This window comes from Nitrogeniibacter aestuarii (genome assembly GCF_017309585.1).
In the GTDB taxonomy this organism is placed as follows: Bacteria; Pseudomonadota; Gammaproteobacteria; order Burkholderiales; family Rhodocyclaceae; genus Nitrogeniibacter; species Nitrogeniibacter aestuarii.
Window position 1 is genome coordinate 1,612,478 of record NZ_CP071321.1, and the last position, 17,631, is coordinate 1,630,108.

The following is a 17,631-nucleotide window of genomic DNA, read 5'->3' on the forward strand; positions in this document are numbered from 1 at the left end:
GTGTGCCCCTGTGACGATGGAAGGATCTGTGCTGGATCGTGCCGAACGGCAGCGTCAGCGATGCCGCGCGACAGTCCTCACTGTCACGTGCCAACGCGCCGTCCGGGCGGTCCGGGTTGTCAGGTGGTCAGGAACAGGCCGCGCGCGTGAAACAGCGGCAGCTCGTGTGTCTCGCTGTTGAACAGCGGCTCCGCGTGGTAGCGCTCGATGCGCTCGACCTCTTCCGAGGAGCCGAAGACGAACCCGATGCGCTGGTGCAGCGATTCGGGTTCGACCTCCAGGACCGGTAACATGCCGGTCGAGGCGCGGCCGCCGGCCTGCTCGATCAGGAAACCGATCGGATTCGCTTCGTACAGCAGGCGCAGACGTCCGGGCTTGCTCGGGTCCTTCCGGTCGCGGGGGTACAGGAACACGCCGCCGCGGGTCAGGATGCGGTGGGTTTCGGCCACCAGCGAGGCCACCCAGCGCATGTTGAAGTCCTTGCCGCGCGGGCCGCTCTTGCCGGCCAGACACTCTTCCACGTAGCGGCGCACCGGGGATTCCCAGAAGCGGGAGTTCGACGCATTGATCGCGAATTCCTGCGTGGCGGCGGGAATACGGATGTCCGGGTGGGTGAGAAAGAAGTCTCCGATGATCGGATCGAAGGTGAAACCGGCCACGCCGTTGCCCACCGACAGCACCAGCATGGTCGAAGGACCGTAGATGGCGTAGCCCGCAGCCACCTGCTTGACCCCCGCCTGGAGAAAGTCTTCGGGCTTGGCATGCTCGCCGGGCGTGGGTGCGCGCAGGATGGAGAAGATCGAACCGACCGACACATTCACGTCGATGTTGGACGAGCCGTCGAGCGGGTCGAAGGAGAGCAGGTACTTGCCCAGCTTGTGACCGTCGGGAATGCGGATCGTCTCTTCGTTTTCCTCGGACATCATCCCGGCGAGGGTGCCACCCCAGTGGGTGGCACGTTCGAAGATTTCGTCGGCCAGCACGTCGAGCTTTTTCTGGGTCTCGCCCTGGACGTTTTCCGTCTCGAGCGAACCGAGCACGCCGCCGAGGGCACCGTGCGCCACAGCCCGCGAGATGGCCTTGCAGGCCTGGGCGACCTGAAGGATGAGGGCGTTGAATTCGCCGGTGGCACCGGGGTGCTGCCGACGTTGGGAAATCAGGTATTCCGTGAGCGTGGTGCGTTCCAGGCTGAACATGAGTGTCTCCTCACAAGGTGTTCCTGGGTCGGCGCTTCTGTGGCGCCGTGGGTGTTACGGGGTGGGCGCCCGGCGTCAGGCGGCCGCTTCGGCAAAATGCCGGCTGCTACGCACGTCTGCGGCAGTCAGGGTCTGGAGTTGATCGACGCTGATCGTCTGATCGGCGCCGTTGAACAGTCTCAATGCCTGGCGCAGGCGCATGCGGTCGAGCGCATTGCGCACACTGCGCGCGTTGGCGAAGTGCGGGTGCTGACGACGCAGGACGAGGTATTCCTCGAAGGCCTTGCGGGCCCCGTCGTCAAAGCGGTAGTTCCAGTCGTCGAGCATGCGCTCGGCGATCTTGAGCAGTTCTTCGTTCCCGTAGTCGGGGAAATCCACGTGATGGGCGATGCGCGATTTCATGCCGGGGTTGGAGGTGAAGAACTTCTCCATGCGGTCGGCGTAGCCGGCCAGGATCACCACCAGGTCGTCGCGCTGGTTCTCCATCACCTGGAGCAGGATCTCGATGGCCTCCTGGCCATAGTCCTTTTCGTTCTCCGGGCGGTAGAGGTAGTAGGCCTCGTCGATGAACAGCACGCCGCCCATGGCGCGCTTGAGCACTTCCTTGGTCTTGGGCGCGGTGTGGCCGATGAACTGGCCCACCAGATCGTCACGGGTCACCGACACCACGTGGCCCTTGCGCACGTAGCCGAGGCGATGCAGCACCTCGGCCATGCGCAGGGCGAGGGTGGTCTTGCCCGTGCCGGGGTTGCCGGTAAAGCACATGTGCAGGGACGGCGGCTCGGTGGCCAGACCCATGCGCTGGCGCACGCGGTCCACCAGCAGCAGGGCGGCGATTTCGCGCACGCGCTGCTTGACGGGGGCCAGGCCCACGAGCTCGTTGTCGAGCCGGTCGAGGACGTCGGCGACGCCCGCTTCGCGGTATTCCGCGGCCAGATCGATCTGCTCGATCGCCTGTGTGCCTTCGGTCTGCTCGGTACGTTCTTCAGTGGCTTCGGTCGTGCTCATGATGCGTGTCCCGTGTTGCTTTGTGTTGGGTGGGGCGAGGTGCGTCCATCGCTGCACACCCCGCCCCGAACTTCCCTGAGGGAGGGGAAGACGGTACTGCGCTCGGGCGTATCAGCCGTAGCGCTTGCCCTCGGGCTGGCGGTTGACCGCGTAGCTCTCGAGCGTGTAGTGGATCGTGCGGCCGGAGCCCTCACGACGGGTCAGGCGGAAGCCCGGCTCCTCGCTGGGACGGCTGACGATGAAGGACAGCCGGATGGTTTCCCAGCCCTTGGTGGAGTCGAAGGCGTTGATCCGGATGTAGTGCTCCGGGTTGGCCTCGCGGCAGGCCTTCAACTCCATCATGGCGCCGGCAGCGTCACTCAGGTCGAACATCGGGTGGCCCCACATGTTCCAGTAGGTGTTGCGCGGGTGCGGATCGTCCGTGTATTCGATCGATACGGCCCAACCCTGACGCAGGCAGTACTCGAACTGGGCGGAAATCTGCTCGTCCGTCAGGTCCGGCAGGAAGGAAAAGGCGCCTTGTGTGATTCGCATGTTGGTCTCCTTGATCTGGTTCAGGCTCAGGCGCTGGTCGGCGTGGCCACGAAGTCGGACGTGTCGGTGCTCGTGTAGTTGAAGGTGACTTCACCCCAAGTATCGAGCGCGGCGCGCAGCGGGCTGCAATGCTCGGCGGCGGCCTTGAGGATCTCCGGACCTTCGTTGACGATGTCGCGGCCTTCGTTGCGAGCCAGCACCATGGCTTCGAGCGCCACACGGTTGGCTTGCGCGCCGGCCTGGATGCCCATCGGGTGGCCGATCGTGCCGCCGCCGAACTGCAGCACCACTTCGTCGCCGAACAGGTCGAGCAGCTGGTGCATCTGGCCGGCGTGGATACCGCCGGAAGCGACCGGCATAACGCGCTTGGTGGAGCACCAGTCCTGATCGAAGAAGATGCCGCGCGGCAGATCCTGCTTGGTGTACATGTCGCGGCAGGTGTTGTAGAAGCCCTGGACGGTCATCGGGTCGCCCTCCAGCTTGCCCACGGCGGTGCCGGCGTGCAGGTGATCGACACCGGCCAGACGCAGCCACTTGGCAATGACGCGGAAGCTCACGCCATGGTTCTTCTGGCGGGTGTAGGTGCCGTGGCCTGCGCGGTGCATGTGCAGGATCATGTCGTTCTCGCGGCACCAGTTGCTGATCGACTGGATGGCGGTGTAGCCGATGATCAGATCGACCATGACGATGCACGAACCCAGGTCGCGGGCGAATTCGGCACGTTTGTACATCTCCTCCATGGTGCCGGCGGTGATGTTCAGGTAGTGGCCCTTGAGTTCGCCGCTGTGGGCCGCCGCGCTGTTCACCCCTTCCATGCAGTACAGGAAACGGTCACGCCAGTGCATGAACGGCTGGGAGTTGATGTTCTCGTCGTCCTTGGTGAAGTCGAGACCACCTTTCAGGGCCTCGTACACCACTCGGCCGTAGTTCTTGCCCGACAGGCCCAGCTTCGGCTTCATGGTGGCGCCCAGCAGCGGACGGCCGAACTTCTCGAGGCGCTCGCGCTCGACCACGATACCGGTCGGGGGGCCACGGAAGGTCTTCACGTAAGCCTGCGGCAGGCGCATGTCTTCCAGACGGGCGGCCTTGAGCGGCTTGAAGCTGAACACGTTGCCGATGATGGAGGCGGTCAGGTTGGCGATCGAGCCTTCCTCGAACAGGTCCAGGTCATAGGCCACGTAGCAGAAGTACTGGCCTTCCTGTCCCGGCACCGGATCCACGCGGTAGGCCTTGGCGCGGTACATGTCGCTGGCGGTCAGGCGGTCGGTCCACACCACGGTCCAGGTGGCGGTGGAAGATTCACCAGCCACGGCGGCGGCCGCTTCGATCGGATCCACACCTTCCTGGGGGGTAATACGGAACACCGCCAGCACGTCGGTATCCTTCACTTCGTAATCCGGATCCCAGTAGCCCATCTGGGCGTACTTCAGCACGCCAGCCTGATAACGCTTTTTCGGATCGGTGATGATCGAATCGCTCGCACCCATTTGTCTTGTCCTCCGTTGTTGATGGACTCGACAATACGGCGGTGTCGATATAAGGTCGAATCGTTTATTCTGAGATTTGAGATAAGGTTTTGTTATGAAGCTCGACCAGCGGGTGACATTGAAGCAACTTCGTGCACTGCTCGCCGTCGCCGATACGGGCAGCTTCACCATGGCAGCGCGCCATCTGCACATCACGCAACCTGCTGTTTCCATGCAGATTCGGGATCTCGAGGCGGTGGTCGGGGGCGTTCTGGTCGACGGTCGGCGCGAGGTCCGGCTGACCGCGTCCGGTGAAATCATGGTGCGGCGCGCAAGAGAGGTGGTGCATGCGCTGGAAATGGCAGGGCACGAATTATTGACGGCGCGCGGGGTCGCGGCGGGCACCATCGACATGGTGGTAATCACCACGGCCGAGTATTTCGTGCCCCGCTTACTCGCCGAATTCGGCCGTCGCTACCCCGACATCCGCATCCGCCTCTCGGTGGCGAACCGAGCCGAGGTCTATCAGATGCTCGACGAGCGCCGCGCGGCCCTGGCCATCATGGGCACGCCGCCCGGGCGGCTGCCGCTCAAGGTGATTCCGTTCGCGCCGCACCGCCTGAGTTTCGTCGCCAGCCCGGACCATCATCTGGCCGGCAAGACCCATATTCCACCGGCAGCGCTGGCTGAGGAACGCCTGCTGTTGCGGGAGCGAGGGTCCGGAACGCGGGATCATCTGGAGCGCTATCTCAAGTATCACGGGGTCCGGCCGCTGCGGGCAGACGAACTGGGCAGCAACTCCACGCTGAAGCAGGCGGCCATGGCGGGGCTGGGGGTGGCCTTTCTGTCACACCACGTGTTCGAGATGGAAGAGGCCGCAGGCCGACTCGTTCGACTCGATGTCACGGGCACGCCGGTAGAGCGCGAATGGAACGTGATCGTGCGCGTCGACCAACAGGTGAGCCCCGCGGTGCAGACGCTGGTGGACTTCCTTCAGGACGACGGCGTGAAGCTCATGCACGCCAAGCCGGCTCAGAACGTGAAGTAGGACTTCTTGTAGGCGATGGCAACCATCAGCAACAGCAACGTGACCAGCCAGCCGCCGATGTAGACATAGGTGACCTTGCGGGCGCGCTCGGCCTCGACCCCCTTGCGCGGATGCATGCCCTTGAACAGGAAAACCAGCTTCGCGGACAGGTTGATGCACACGATGTTCACCGCCAGCAGCATGAGCGCCCCGACCGCGGCGTTCCATTGACCGACGCCAAGGCTCAGACCCACCGCCGCGGCAGGCGGCAGCAGCGCCACTGCCACCATGACCCCCACGAGAATGCTCGATAACCCGGTCGTGAGCGACAGGGCGGCAGCGGCACCAGATGCCAGTGCCAGCGCGATGGCATCCATGCCGACCAGGGTGCGTGAGGTGAGTTCATGGCTCTTGGCGAAGCCTTCAGGCCAGATCAGGCCGATGAATGAAGACACGCCGAGCGCGATGACTACGCCCACGGCCAGCGCCTTGGCGGCCTTGCGCATCAGCTTGAGTTCGCCCAGCGCGGTGCCCAGCGACAGGGCCAGGTTGGGGCCGAGCAGGGGGGCAATCACCATGGCGCCGATGACCACGGCCGGGCTGTCTTCAATCAGGCCGATCGAGGCGACAAGCGCAGACAGGAACATCAGTGCGATCACGTCGCGATCGACCCGGCAGTTGCATTCGACGGTGGTCAGCAGGCTTTCGCGGGTCTCCGGTGCCTTTTCTTCAACCTCTTCTTCTTCGATATCCGGCTTGGGCAGAATGGTCTCGACCGGCAAGACAACGATGCGAGCTGTCATCTGAGCGCCAAGCAAGGACTGAGTGATGTCCAGGGCTTCCTGCAGGTGATCGTCGCGAACGAGCATGCGGCATGGACGCATGCCGTCATCCCCGACGGGGAAAAAGCGGATATCGAGGGCTTTGACCTTGTCGGCGATGCCGATCAGGGTGTCGGTGCTGGTCGCCTCTGCGACGACTTCTACATATTTCATGTCGGGGTCCGGGTTGGGGGGTCAGCCGAACATCAGCGGCCACAGGGCGGTCACCACAGCGACGAGCGCGACCACAAGCGCCAGTCGGGTGCGCTTTTGTGCCCGGTCAATGGCCGAGACCAGTTGCGCCTGTTGCTCGGCCAGCCGGGTGATGAGTTCGGTCTGGGTTTCGTTGCGCTCCTCGAGGGTCAGCACGATGCGGTTGAGTGCGTCGAGCCGGGCCTCGGGCGTGGCGGCTTCAGCCCCATCGTCGGCGGTGCCGGGCTTGGGGTCGGTACGCATGCGCGACCACAGCTCCTTGGCGCCCTTGACGATGGCGGGGGAGGCGGCGATGACTTCGGTCCAGGGAATGGCCTTGGCGGCGATAGCCCACGGGAACGGCATGGAAATCTCCTGAGCGGGTTGTTCATGACGTCGGGTCTTTCTGTCAGACCCGGCGCTCGTGGGGTCGTTCCGGGCGAGCACGGAAAAATGATATTCGGCTCAAGTCGGACGGGGATCGACCGTGAGAACAAGATACAAGTAAAACCGTTCCAGCGAGGGAGCAACCATGATCGACAGCGAATTACGCCATTCGAGGGTGCTGATCTGCGACGACTCCACCACCAACGTGCTGCTGCTCAAGGCACTGCTCGAAGCCGAGGGCCTGACCCGGATCGAAACGCAGACGGACCCACGCCGCGTGCTGCCGTGCCTGGAGGCCAACGTCGACACCGATCTGCTGCTGCTGGACCTGGAAATGCCACACATGCATGGATTCGATGTCATGCGTGCCATTCGCGAGACGATGCCCGGCCGTGCCGATGTGATGCCCATTCTGGTTATCACCGGCACTGCGGCGGCCGACGCCCAGACCCAGGCGCTTGAGCTGGGCGCGACGGATTTTGTCCACAAGCCCTTCGATCAGACCGAGGTGCTGCTGCGGGTGCGCAATCTGTTGAGAATGCGCTACGGCTACGTGCGCCAGTTGCAGATCAGCGAGGAACTCGAGCGCAAGGTGCAGGCGCGGACTCAGGAGCTCACGCGGGCGACCGATGCCTTTGTCCATAAACTTGCCCAGGTGTGCGAGATGCGTGATATCGAGACCGGCAAGCACATCCTACGCGTCGGTCGCATGGCGCGGATGCTGGCCGAAGCCTGTGGCATGCCCGAGACCATCTGTTTCATGATCGAGCGCGCCGCGCCGCTGCACGATGTGGGCAAGATCGGGATTCCCGATGAGATTCTGCTCAAGCCCGGCAAGCTGACCGATGACGAGTACCTGCATATGAAGACCCACGCGACCATCGGGCAGTCCATTCTCAACGAGCATGATTCGCTGCTGGTGCAGATGGCCGCGACCATTGCCACCTCACATCATGAACGCTGGGACGGCACCGGCTACCCGGAAGGCCTGCGGGGCGAATCGATCCCCATCGAGGGGCGCATCACCGCCATCTGCGATGTGTTCGACGCGCTGATGTCACAACGGCCCTACAAGAATCCGTGGTCGGAGCAGGATGCGGTGGAGTATCTGGTGTCCCAGTCCGGGCACCAGTTCGATCCGAAGCTGGTGGATCTGTTCGTTCAGCACATCAACGACGTGGAGCGCATTCGCGACGAGTGCGATGCGATGGCCTGAGCGAAGACCGACGCCGGGCTGACCCGGCGCCGGTTCTCTTGGTCAGCCGGCCTGGTTCAGCTTGTCGAGCTGCGGCTTGAGCTTGGACAGGGTGTCCTGGAAAGCGGCCAGGCGCTCGCGTTCCTGATTGACCACGGCCTCGGGGGCTCTGGCCACGAAGCTCTCGTTGGCCAGTTTGCCTTCAGCCTTCTTGATTTCACCTTCGAGGCGGGCCACTTCCTTGCCCACGCGCTCGCGCTCGGCGGCAATGTCGATCTCCACCTTGAGCATGAGCTTGAAGTCGCCCACCACGGCCACCGGGGCCAGTTCGTCGGTGCCGATGTCGGCCACCGCCGTGACCGACTCGAGCTTGGCCAGCCCCTTCAGATACGGCGCCAGTTCGGCAATGGCCTCGGCCGGACCCGCCACCACCAGCGGCAGGCGCTGGGCGGGGGAGATGTTCATCTCGCCACGCAGGTTACGGCAGGCGTGGGCGAGGCGCTTGAGCTCGGCCATCTTGGCTTCGCAGGCTTCGTCGATGCGGCTCATGTCGGCAGCCGGGTAGCGGGCCTCCATGATGCTCTCGGTGTCCTTGCGCTTGGCCAGCGGCGCGACCGTCTGCCACAGCTCTTCGGTGATGAAGGGCATGAGCGGGTGGGCCAGGCGCAGCGTGGTTTCGAGCACGCGCAGCAGGGTGCGGCGGGTGGCGCGCTGCTGGCTCTCGGTGCCTTCGTTCATCTGCACCTTGGCCACTTCCAGATACCAGTCGCAGTACTCGTCCCAGACGAATTCATAGACGGCCTTGGCCAGCAGGTCGAAGCGGTAGTCGGCGAACTGACGGGCCACTTCGGCTTCCACACGCTGCAGGTGAGAGGTGATCCAGCGGTCGGCGAAGGAGAAGTCCAGGTAGCCGCCCGGGGTGCACGCGTCGGCGTTGTGGTTTTCCAGCCCGCAGTCCTTGCCCTCGACGTTCATGAGCACGAAGCGGGTGGCGTTCCACAGCTTGTTGCAGAAGTTGCGATAGCCCTCGCAGCGCTGCAGGTCGAACTTGATGTCGCGGCCCGGGCTGGCGAGTGAGGCAAAGGTGAAGCGCAGGGCGTCGGTGCCGAAGGCGGCAATGCCGTCCGGGAACTCCTTGCGGGTCTTCTTCTCGATGCTCGCGGCCTGCTTCGGGTTCATGAGGCCGGTGGTGCGCTTGGCGACCAGATCGTCGAGGGAGATGCCGTCGATCAGGTCGATCGGGTCGAGCACGTTACCTTTGGACTTGGACATCTTCTGGCCTTCACCGTCGCGGATCAGGCCGTGCACGTACACGTCCTTGAACGGGATCTTGCCGGTGATGTGCTTGGTCATCATGACCATGCGCGCCACCCAGAAGAAGATGATGTCGAAACCGGTGACCAGTACGGTCGAGGGCAGGTAGAGGTCGATGGCCGGGTTGGATTGCTCCGGCCACTCGGGCGTCCAGTCCAGGGTCGAGAACGGCCACAGGGCGGAGGAGTACCAGGTGTCGAGCACGTCGTCGTCACGCTTGAGCGTGCCGGTGTAGCCGTCGTTGGCAGCCAGCGCCTTGGCTTCGTCCTCGTTGTGGGCCACATAGCACTGGCCGTCTTCGCCGTACCAGGCCGGGATCTGATGACCCCACCACAGCTGACGGGAGATACACCAGTCCTGGATGTTGTTGAGCCACTGGTTGTAGGTGTTGACCCAGTTCTCGGGGTGGAACTTGATCTCGCCCGAGGACACCACTTCCAGCGCCTGCTCGGTGATGCTCTTGCCGTTGGCGCCCGGCTTGCTCATGGCGACGAACCACTGGTCGGTCAGCATAGGTTCGATGACCACGCCGGTGCGATCGCCGCGCGGCACCTTGAGCGAATGCTTTTCGATCTCGACCAGTACGCCGGCCGCTTCCAGATCGGCGACCACCTGCTTGCGTGCGTCGAAACGGTCCATGCCGGCCAGATTGGCGGGCATGTCGGTCGTGCTCTTGGCCTGGCCTTTGGTATCGAAGACTTCGGCGGTGGCCGGCACCGTGCCATCCAGATTGAGGATAACGATCATGTCGAGGCCGTGACGCTGGCCCACGGCATAGTCGTTGAAGTCATGCGCCGGGGTGACCTTCACGCAGCCGGTGCCGAACTCGCGATCCACGTAGTCGTCCGCAATGATCGGGATCTGACGGCTGGTGAGCGGCAGGGTGACGGTCTTGCCGATCAGGCTGGCGTAGCGCTCGTCTTCCGGATGCACCATCACGGCCACGTCGCCGAGCATGGTTTCCGGACGCGTGGTGGCCACGGTCAGGCCCTTCAGATCGCCCACGGGGCCGTCGGTGAAGGGGTAGAGGATGTGCCACAGGTGGCCGCTCTCTTCTTCCTGCTCCACTTCCAGGTCTGAGACGGCGGTGCCGAGCTTCGGGTCCCAGTTCACCAGGCGCTTGCCGCGGTAAATGAGGCCCTCATTGAACAGGCGTACGAAAGTTTCGGTGACGGTCTTGGACAGGCCGTCGTCCATCGTGAAGCGCTCGCGCTTCCAGTCCGGGCTGGTGCCGAGGCGACGCATCTGCTGGGTGATGGTGCCGCCGGAGTATTCCTTCCACTCCCACACCTTCTCGAGAAACTTCTCGCGGCCCAGGTCGTGACGGCTGACGCCCTGTGCGTCGAGCTGGCGCTCGACCACGATCTGGGTGGCGATGCCGGCATGGTCGCAGCCCGGCTGCCACAGGGTGTTGGCGCCGCGCATGCGGTGGTAGCGGGTGAGCGCATCCATGATGGTCTGGTTGAAACCATGACCCATGTGCAGCGTGCCGGTCACGTTCGGCGGCGGCAGCAGGATGCAGAAGGCGTCGGTGTTGGAGGTGTCGAGGCCGGCGTCGAAATAGCCGCGCGACTCCCATTCGGGGTACCAGCGGCGTTCGATGTCCGCCGGCTCAAAGCTTTTAGCCAGTTCCATGGTGTTCAAGAACTCGATGTTGGAATTCGGAGCGAATCCGCGATTATAGCGGACGCAGGCGGGCGCTTCCCGATCGAAGCGCCCGGATTGGGGTGTGGCGTGACTTATCTGCTGCGCGGATCGTTGGCGTCGAGCAACTGGGAGATTTCGTTGGAAATGTCCGAGAGCAGGGTGGAGCGCACATGCGCGTGGATTTCGTCACGGATGCGTGCTTTGGCCGCGTCGATCTGGGCCGAGAGGACGACGGGCAGTTCGGTATTGAGCCAGTCGTCCACCCGGCGATGGATGAGGGCGTCAAGCTCGATGAGCTGCTCGACAAAGTCGGGTGGCACGCTCTGGGGGCTTGCCGCCACGTGGGTGGATGGCGCTGGCATGCCGTCGTCCACCGAGGTCAGGACCGGTAGATCGTCGTCTTCGTCCACCACTTCGGTGAGCATGGGGGGCTCGTCGTCACGCATCGGTGGATGGCGGTGGCGCTGCAAGAAGGCGTCCGCCTGATCGATGAGGCGGTCAGCCTCTTCGGTCTCGGGCAGGAAGATGAAAGGTTCCCGCTGGTCGCTCAAGCGCGCTCTCCCGTGTTGTGAGCCTGCGGCTTGATGCCGCTGGCAGCATATTGCTTCCAGCGCAGGCGCGCCGGCCCCCGATGGTGCTCCTCGCGTCCGACCACCTCGACCACCATCTTGAAGCGGTCGAACCCCGGCGGGACCTCTTCGCAGAGATTGATGATCACATCGTCGTGCAGCCAGCCGCCCTCGGGCATGCCCGTGCCCAGGGTGATCGGCGTCTCGGCCGCCAGCGGGCTGAGGATGCCCACGTGGGGCATGAAGCCCATGGGCTGGCGCGTCCACATCAATTGGTCCAGCTGCCGGGCGATGGCGTCGTCCGGCAGTAGTACGGTCACCTTGCGCCCGGCGTTGAAGGCCTTGGCCGCCAGATGGCAGGCCACACCTGCCAGGTCGGGCGCGTCGTGATAGAAGTGGACGTCGGTCACCGGGCTCAGGCCGCGTTGGCGCGCTGGATCAGGAACTCGGCCAGCAGCGGCACCGGCCGGCCGGTGGCGCCCTTGGCGTCGCCGGACACCCAGGCGGTACCTGCGATGTCCAGATGGGCCCATTTATAGGCCTTGGTGAAGCGCGACAGGAAGCAGGCGGCGGTGATGGAGCCGGCGTCACGACCACCTATGTTGGCCATGTCCGCGAAGTTGCTCTTGAGCTGGTCCTGATAATCGTCCCAGATCGGCAACTGCCAGACCCGGTCGCCCGTGTCGTTGCCCACGGCCGTGAGCTCTTGCGCCAGCTCGTCATCGTTGGCGAACAGGCCGGTGGGCACCTTGCCCAGGGCGATGATGACCGCGCCCGTCAGGGTGGCGATGTCGATCACGCAGGCCGGCTTGAATTTCTCGGCGTAGGTGAGGGCGTCGCACAGGATGAGACGGCCTTCGGCGTCGGTGTTGAGAATCTCGATGGTCTGGCCCGACATGGAGGTGACCACATCACCCGGCCGCGTGGCACGGCCGCTGGGCATGTTCTCGGTACTGGGCACGATGCCGACCACGTTGATCGGCAGGTCCATCTCGAGGACGGCCTTCATGGTGCCGAAGACGGTGGCCGCGCCACACATGTCGTACTTCATTTCGTCCATGCCCGCACCCGGCTTGAGCGAGATGCCCCCGGTGTCGAAGGTGATGCCTTTGCCCACCAGCACCACCGGCGCGTCCTTCGCCTTGCCGCCCTTGTATTCCATGATGATGAACTTGGGCGGCGTGTCGGCGCCCTGGGCAACCGAGAGCAAGGAGCCCATGCCGAGTTTTTCCATGTCGGCGCGCTCAAGGACAGTGGTCTTGAGCTTGCTCTTCTTGGCGAGTTTTTCGGCGGTCTCGGCCAGGTAGGTCGGGTTGCAGACGTTGGCCGGCAGGTTGCCCAGGTCCTTGGTCAGCGCCATACCGCTGGCGATGGCCTGGCCCTGCGCAATGGCGGTCTTGAGCGCGGCGCTGGCGCTCTCGGCCACAAGGAACTGCACCTTGCGGATGCCCGTGGCCGGTGATTTTTCCTTGCGCGGTGCGTCGAACTTGTAGGCGGCGGCAGCGAGAATGCGCGCTGCCTGCTGCAGGCACCAGGCAGCGTCGCGCCCGGGAATGCTCATGTCGATGCACACGGAGGCATCCTTGCCCGGCAGCTTGGCCAGGGTGCGGCCGACGGCAGTCATGGCGTCACGGAAGGCTTTGTCATTGACTTCGTCCGGCGCGCCCAGGCTCACCAGCAGCAAGCGTTCGGCCTTGAGGCCGGCCAGCCCGGCAAGCAAGGCAGTGCTGCCGGCCTTCTTGTCCAGATCGCCCTGCTTGAGCACGCGCGACAGCGCTCCCTCGGTGGCAGTGTCGACTGCCTGGGCAGCGGCTGTGAGGCTGCCGTCGCTGTACGCACCAACGACGATGCAGGCGCGCTTGAGTTCTTCGGGGGTGCCGGTCTTTATGGTAAATTCCACGTGCTGTTCCTCTGGCGGGGATGTGTTCTTCAACGTGTTCGATTATGGCGCGTCGCCAGAGTGCCGTCAAAACGCCCAAATGCCCTCAAACCTCATTCTTTCGTCATTCGCGCGATGATCTTTCTGCGCGCTGCCCAGCGTGAATTTGCCAACACCGCCATCGCGGTGTTCGTTGCCCTGTTCGCCATTCTGGTGACCACGGTGCTCATCCGCCTGCTCGGCCAGGCGGCGGGTGGCTCCGTGCCGTCCGAGGCCGTCGTGGCCCTGATCGGCTTCGGCGCGCTGGCCCAGTTGCCGATCGTGCTGTCCCTGACCGCCTTCATTGCAGTGCTGATGACGCTCTCCCGTGTCTATCGCGATTCCGAGATGGTGGTGTGGTTCGCCTCGGGGGTGCCGCTGACCCGCTGGATTCGCCCGGTGTTGCGCTTTGTGGTGCCGTTGGTGGTGGTCATTGCCGGCGTGACGTTCTTTGTGGCGCCGTGGGCGCAGCTCAAGAGCACCGAATACAAGGCACGCCTCAACAACCAGGACGACGCGACCCGGGTAGCGCCCGGCGTATTCCGTGAATCGTCCGGGGCGCAGCGCGTGTTTTTCGTCGAGGTCGGTGCCGGTGATGATGGCCGGGTCAAGAACGTGTTCGTGAGCACGACCCAGAACGGCAAGCTGGGCGTGATGGTCGCCGAAGAGGGGTTTGTCGAGACAGGTGAAGACGGGCAGCGCTATGTCGTGCTGGAGCGCGGGCGGAGATATGAAGGTACGCCGGGCTCGCCCGATTACAGCGTGATGCTGTTCGAACGCTACTCGGTCCGGATCGAGTCCAAAGCCGCGGCTGCCCTGCCGACAAAGACGCGCATGGTGGCGACCCAGACGCTGGTCGACATCCCCACGCCAGACCATCTCGGTGAGCTGTCCTCGCGTTTCGGTATTCCGATGGCGGCCCTGGTGCTGTCGCTGATGGCGATTCCCCTGTCGTATGTGAATCCGAGGGCAGGGCGGACCAGCAACATGATCGTCGCCATCCTGTTGTATCTCGTCTACTCGAATATGGTCAGCGTGGCCCAGTCCTGGATTTCGCACGGAAAAGTCAGCTTCTGGGTCGGTGCCTTTGCGCCCCATCTGGTCATGGCGGCGCTTGTGGTGGTGATGATGCTCCGACGCATGTGGGTCGTGGCGCCGTGGCGCAGGCGGGCTGCCGCATGAACATACTGCGTCGCTACATTGCGCGTGAAGTGCTCGGCGCCACCTTCATGGTCCTGGTGGCGTTTCTCGGCCTGTTTGCCTTCTTCGACTTCGTGAATGAACTCGACAGCATTGGCAAGGATGGCTACCAGATCCACCATGCGCTGGTCTATGTCGCGCTGATCCTGCCCGGTCGCGTGTATGAGCTGATGCCCATTGCGGTGCTGATCGGGACGCTCTACGCGCTCACGACCCTGGCGCGTCACTCCGAAATCACGGTGATGCGCGCGTCCGGTCTGTCGACCGGACATCTCATGCGTTTGCTCGGATCCATCGGCCTGCTGTTCGTTGTCTTTACTTTCGTGTTCGGTGAGTACGTGGCCCCCCCGGCCGAGAAAGCGGCGCAACAATGGCGCCTGACGGCGACCGGGTCGTCGGTGTCAAGCGAGCTGGAGTCCGGCCTGTGGGTGAGGGATGGCAAGCGCTTCATCAATGTGAAGACGCTGACACCCGAGCGGACCATGAAGGGCGTGCGGATCTACGAGTTCGACGATGCCAAGGCCCTCAGTTCGATCAGCTATGCCCAGGACGGTGAATACGACCCGGGTCATGGATGGACGTTGACGGACATTTCCCGCACCGTCTTCGAGGCCGATCGCACGCGTATCGAGCATGTGCCCACCCTGAGCTGGGCGTCCGATCTGACGCCCGAAGTGCTCAGCGTGCTGATGGTGGCGCCTGAGCGCATGTCGGTGACCACGCTGTATGCCTATCTTCAGCATCTCGAGGACAATGCCCAGCGTGCGGATCGTTACGCGATTGCCCTGTGGAAGAAGCTGGCCTACCCGTTTGCCGTGCTGGTGATGATGGCGCTGGCTTTGCCCTTCGCATACAGCCACGACCGCATGGGGGGGGTGAGCGTGAAGGTGTTCATCGGCATCATGCTCGGTGTGGGCTTCCACCTGCTGAACGGACTGTTCTCCAATCTCGGCGTGATCAATGCCTGGCCTGCGCCGGTCGCTGCACTGGCGCCGAGCCTGGTCTTTCTCCTGGCCGCCATGGTCATGCTGTACTGGACGGAGCGTCGCTGAGCGCTGGAATGCCATCCGGGCACTCTTCATCAATTCGTGTGTCTGAGAGCCTGTCTCGCATCGAGGCAGGTGTCGCCACGCTGTCTCTTTTTGGCGACGAACTTTGCGCGGCGCAGCAAAACTTACATTTAGTAATTGTACGAGTTGCCGGCTTGTCGAAAAATACCGTGCGCTCGACATCCGGCCACGGCTGTCGCGGCGGCCTGAACCCACTCAACTGAACAAGGAAAATTCGTGCTCGATTCGATGTTTCAGCGTCTCCGGCGGTGCCGTGCTCCATGGGCTCTTCTCGCCGCGCTGGCGTTGGCAAGTGGTTTCGGTGCGACGACGGCTCAGGCGAAACGCGGCGGGTTCGGTTTTGATGATGTGGTCGAACTGGCCAAGGCGCGTGCCGGCAGTCCGTACGAGGCACCGAGACAGATCCCCGATTTCATGCAGAAGCTCAGCATGAACGAATACCGGGCCATTCGCTTTGATTCCGACCAGAGCCTGTGGCGGGACGGGGGGGCGCGTTTCGAAGTGCAGATGATTCCGGCTGGCGCGTATTATCGTCGCCCCGTGAAGATCAACCTCGTCGATGCCGGTGGCGCGAAGCCGCTGATGTTCCGCAAGGAGATGTTCGTGGTCGAGAACGAAAGCCTGGCGCGGCGGATTCCCGCCAACCTGGGCTTTGCCGGGTTCAAGCTGACCTATCCCCTCAATCGCAAGAGCCTTCGCGAAGCCGTGCTGACCTTCGCCGGGGCGACCTACTTCCGCGGTGTTGGCGCCGGCAATGAAACCGGTCTTGCCGCGCGCGGTCTGGCGATCGACACCGGGCTCATGTCCGGCGAAGAATTCCCCCAGTTCGTCGAGTACTGGCTTGAGCGACCGGCCAAGAACTCGGAAGCCATGCGTTTCTATGCGCTCATGGACAGCCGTCGGGTCAGTGGCGCATACCAGTTCAGTGTCTATCCCGGCGCGCCCACCAAGGTGGATGTCAAGGCCGTTCTGTTCACGCGCGAACGCGTCGAATTGCTTGGCGTGGCGCCGCTGACCAGCATGTTCTACTACGGCGAAAATACCTCTCGCCCGGTCGGCGACTGGCGTCCTGAGGTCCATACGTCCGATGGTCTGCTGATGCAGATGGGTAATGACGAGTGGGTGTGGAATCCGCTGCTCAATCCCAAGGCGCTCCATGTACAGGCGTTCGGTGCCAACGCCATCAAGGGCTTCGGCCTGTTGCAGCGCGACACCCGCTTCGAGAGCTACGAGGACAGCGAGGTGCGGTTCGACCAGAAGCCCAGTGCCTGGGTCGTGCCCAAAGTGTCCTGGGGGGACGGGCGCATCATGTTGATCGAGATCCCCTCCAAGGATGAGAGCAACGACAACATCGTCGCGTTCTGGGCGCCCAAAGGCGCCATGGAAGGAGGTCAGGAGCTTGCGCTGGAGTACAGGATCAGTTTTGGTTCACCCGACGTGGACAAGGCGGCTCCGCCGAGGGCAATCAACACCTTTGTGGGTCGGGGCGAGCCGCTGGACGAGGAGAGCGCGCAGCGCGCCTACCGCTTGGTCGTGGATTTCGCCGGGGAGGCGCTCGACAAGCTGACGCCTGAGGTCTTGCCTGTGGCCGACGTATCGGCGCAGGAGAATGGCGAGGTGATCGAGCAGTTCCTCACCTACCTCGAAGAACGCAAGATCTGGCGGCTCTCCATTCTGGCGCGACCTGCTGACGGGCGTCCCCTGGCCTTGCGGGCTGCTCTGACCGCCGAGGGCAAGCCGGTGACCGAAACATGGACATATACGCTGCCCGAACCGAATTCAATCTACGGAGCCAAGCGATGAGCGAGGCCGCCCCATCCTGTCTTCATCTGCTTGAGCGGGCCTACAGCTACCTGCAGCGTGCCGGGCTGAGCGAACTGGAGTGCTGTCATCAGGTGCAATGGCTGGCCGGCGCCATGGCCGACGCGCTTGCCCACGGACCCATGTCGGAAGCGGCGCAGGAGGCTTTGTGGCAGGCCCTGATGTCGGAGGCCAAGATCCCTTTCGAGTCAGTTCAACGCGTGCAACTGGCGCCGCCACCGCAGCGTGGTTCGATCGGTTACGCCCGTTTCGGGCGGGGGTAACGC

General features: G+C 63.6%; 16 protein-coding genes. 6 read left to right on the forward strand and 10 right to left on the reverse strand.

From position 1 onward, the window contains the following. Positions 1 to 119: 119 nt before the first annotated feature. From J0W34_RS07440 to J0W34_RS07455, 4 genes are all read right to left on the reverse strand, one after another. Positions 120 to 1,196 (reverse strand): class 1 fructose-bisphosphatase, encoded by a 1,077-nt coding sequence (locus J0W34_RS07440; RefSeq protein WP_230971233.1) that lies wholly within the window; start codon positions 1,194 to 1,196, stop codon positions 120 to 122. A gap of 75 nt (positions 1,197 to 1,271) precedes the next feature. Further along, positions 1,272 to 2,204 (reverse strand): CbbX protein, encoded by a 933-nt coding sequence (cbbX, locus tag J0W34_RS07445; protein WP_227816886.1) that lies wholly within the window; start codon positions 2,202 to 2,204, stop codon positions 1,272 to 1,274. A gap of 111 nt (positions 2,205 to 2,315) precedes the next feature. Further along, positions 2,316 to 2,738 (reverse strand): ribulose bisphosphate carboxylase small subunit, encoded by a 423-nt coding sequence (locus tag J0W34_RS07450; RefSeq protein WP_227816887.1) that lies wholly within the window; start codon positions 2,736 to 2,738, stop codon positions 2,316 to 2,318. A gap of 26 nt (positions 2,739 to 2,764) precedes the next feature. Then, positions 2,765 to 4,225 (reverse strand): form I ribulose bisphosphate carboxylase large subunit, encoded by a 1,461-nt coding sequence (locus J0W34_RS07455; RefSeq protein ID WP_227816888.1) that lies wholly within the window; start codon positions 4,223 to 4,225, stop codon positions 2,765 to 2,767. 94 nt (positions 4,226 to 4,319) lie between these two features. Between J0W34_RS07455 and J0W34_RS07460 the strand changes: the two genes are divergently transcribed. After that, the gene (locus J0W34_RS07460) at positions 4,320 to 5,252 is read left to right on the forward strand and encodes a LysR family transcriptional regulator (protein WP_230971234.1); all 933 of its coding nucleotides are present in this window, start codon (positions 4,320 to 4,322) and stop codon (positions 5,250 to 5,252) included. Here the strand turns inward: J0W34_RS07460 and J0W34_RS07465 are convergent. Together J0W34_RS07465 and J0W34_RS07470 are read right to left on the reverse strand one after the other, a co-directional pair. Beyond that, positions 5,237 to 6,226, reverse strand: a complete 990-nt coding sequence (locus tag J0W34_RS07465) for a TIGR00341 family protein (RefSeq protein ID WP_230971235.1) — start codon at positions 6,224 to 6,226, stop codon at positions 5,237 to 5,239. The two genes, J0W34_RS07460 and J0W34_RS07465, sit on opposite strands and share 16 nt — an antisense overlap. Positions 6,227 to 6,247: 21 nt before the next feature. Beyond that, the gene (locus J0W34_RS07470) at positions 6,248 to 6,610 is read right to left on the reverse strand and encodes a hypothetical protein (protein WP_227816891.1); all 363 of its coding nucleotides are present in this window, start codon (positions 6,608 to 6,610) and stop codon (positions 6,248 to 6,250) included. A 166-nt stretch (positions 6,611 to 6,776) separates the two neighbouring features. Between J0W34_RS07470 and J0W34_RS07475 the strand changes: the two genes are divergently transcribed. Next, positions 6,777 to 7,847, forward strand: coding sequence for an HD domain-containing phosphohydrolase (locus J0W34_RS07475; protein WP_230971236.1), 1,071 nt, complete (start codon positions 6,777 to 6,779; stop codon positions 7,845 to 7,847). 42 nt (positions 7,848 to 7,889) lie between these two features. On the opposite strand, the gene J0W34_RS07480 is transcribed toward J0W34_RS07475, so the two are convergent. The 4 genes from J0W34_RS07480 to J0W34_RS07495 all read right to left on the reverse strand — a co-directional run bounded on the left by J0W34_RS07480 (position 7,890) and on the right by J0W34_RS07495 (position 13,256). Beyond that, a complete protein-coding gene (locus tag J0W34_RS07480) occupies positions 7,890 to 10,775 on the reverse strand; it encodes a valine--tRNA ligase (RefSeq protein WP_230971237.1) in 2,886 nt (961 codons plus the stop codon). A gap of 104 nt (positions 10,776 to 10,879) precedes the next feature. Beyond that, the gene (locus J0W34_RS07485; RefSeq protein ID WP_230971238.1) at positions 10,880 to 11,338 is read right to left on the reverse strand and encodes a hypothetical protein; all 459 of its coding nucleotides are present in this window, start codon (positions 11,336 to 11,338) and stop codon (positions 10,880 to 10,882) included. Beyond that, positions 11,335 to 11,766, reverse strand: coding sequence for a DNA polymerase III subunit chi (locus J0W34_RS07490; RefSeq protein WP_227816895.1), 432 nt, complete (start codon positions 11,764 to 11,766; stop codon positions 11,335 to 11,337). Before J0W34_RS07490 ends, J0W34_RS07485 begins: the two co-directional genes overlap by 4 nt. A gap of 5 nt (positions 11,767 to 11,771) precedes the next feature. Then, positions 11,772 to 13,256: a leucyl aminopeptidase gene (locus J0W34_RS07495; protein WP_227816896.1), complete on the reverse strand. Its 1,485-nt coding sequence runs from the start codon at positions 13,254 to 13,256 to the stop codon at positions 11,772 to 11,774. Positions 13,257 to 13,370: 114 nt separating this feature from the next. On the opposite strand from J0W34_RS07495, the gene lptF reads away from it, so the two are divergent. The 4 genes from lptF (at position 13,371) to J0W34_RS07515 (ending at position 17,628) form a co-directional block, all read left to right on the forward strand. After that, positions 13,371 to 14,456: an LPS export ABC transporter permease LptF gene (gene lptF, locus J0W34_RS07500; protein WP_227816897.1), complete on the forward strand. Its 1,086-nt coding sequence runs from the start codon at positions 13,371 to 13,373 to the stop codon at positions 14,454 to 14,456. Then, positions 14,453 to 15,526: an LPS export ABC transporter permease LptG gene (gene lptG, locus J0W34_RS07505; RefSeq protein ID WP_227816898.1), complete on the forward strand. Its 1,074-nt coding sequence runs from the start codon at positions 14,453 to 14,455 to the stop codon at positions 15,524 to 15,526. Before lptF ends, lptG begins: the two co-directional genes overlap by 4 nt. 234 nt (positions 15,527 to 15,760) lie before the next feature. Beyond that, positions 15,761 to 17,347, forward strand: coding sequence for a glucan biosynthesis protein G (locus J0W34_RS07510; RefSeq protein ID WP_230971239.1), 1,587 nt, complete (start codon positions 15,761 to 15,763; stop codon positions 17,345 to 17,347). Then, complete coding sequence (locus J0W34_RS07515) at positions 17,344 to 17,628, forward strand: hypothetical protein (RefSeq protein ID WP_227816900.1); 285 nt, start codon at positions 17,344 to 17,346, stop codon at positions 17,626 to 17,628. The genes J0W34_RS07510 and J0W34_RS07515 overlap by 4 nt, the downstream gene beginning before the upstream one ends. Positions 17,629 to 17,631: the final 3 nt, after the last annotated feature.

Excerpts from the sequence above, each read along its gene's own strand:
- J0W34_RS07475 (WP_230971236.1), top strand. The coding sequence starts at position 6,777 with ATGATCGACAGCGAATTACGCCATTCGAGGGTGCTGATCTGCGACGAC.
- J0W34_RS07515 (WP_227816900.1), top strand. The coding sequence starts at position 17,344 with ATGAGCGAGGCCGCCCCATCCTGTCTTCATCTGCTTGAGCGGGCCTAC.
- cbbX (WP_227816886.1), bottom strand. The coding sequence starts at position 2,204 with ATGAGCACGACCGAAGCCACTGAAGAACGTACCGAGCAGACCGAAGGC.
- lptF (WP_227816897.1), top strand. The coding sequence starts at position 13,371 with ATGATCTTTCTGCGCGCTGCCCAGCGTGAATTTGCCAACACCGCCATC.
- J0W34_RS07465 (WP_230971235.1), bottom strand. The coding sequence starts at position 6,226 with ATGAAATATGTAGAAGTCGTCGCAGAGGCGACCAGCACCGACACCCTG.
- J0W34_RS07440 (WP_230971233.1), bottom strand. The coding sequence starts at position 1,196 with ATGTTCAGCCTGGAACGCACCACGCTCACGGAATACCTGATTTCCCAA.
- J0W34_RS07470 (WP_227816891.1), bottom strand. The coding sequence starts at position 6,610 with ATGCCGTTCCCGTGGGCTATCGCCGCCAAGGCCATTCCCTGGACCGAA.
- lptG (WP_227816898.1), top strand. The coding sequence starts at position 14,453 with ATGAACATACTGCGTCGCTACATTGCGCGTGAAGTGCTCGGCGCCACC.
- J0W34_RS07455 (WP_227816888.1), bottom strand. The coding sequence starts at position 4,225 with ATGGGTGCGAGCGATTCGATCATCACCGATCCGAAAAAGCGTTATCAG.
- J0W34_RS07460 (WP_230971234.1), top strand. The coding sequence starts at position 4,320 with ATGAAGCTCGACCAGCGGGTGACATTGAAGCAACTTCGTGCACTGCTC.
- J0W34_RS07480 (WP_230971237.1), bottom strand. The coding sequence starts at position 10,775 with ATGGAACTGGCTAAAAGCTTTGAGCCGGCGGACATCGAACGCCGCTGG.
- J0W34_RS07450 (WP_227816887.1), bottom strand. The coding sequence starts at position 2,738 with ATGCGAATCACACAAGGCGCCTTTTCCTTCCTGCCGGACCTGACGGAC.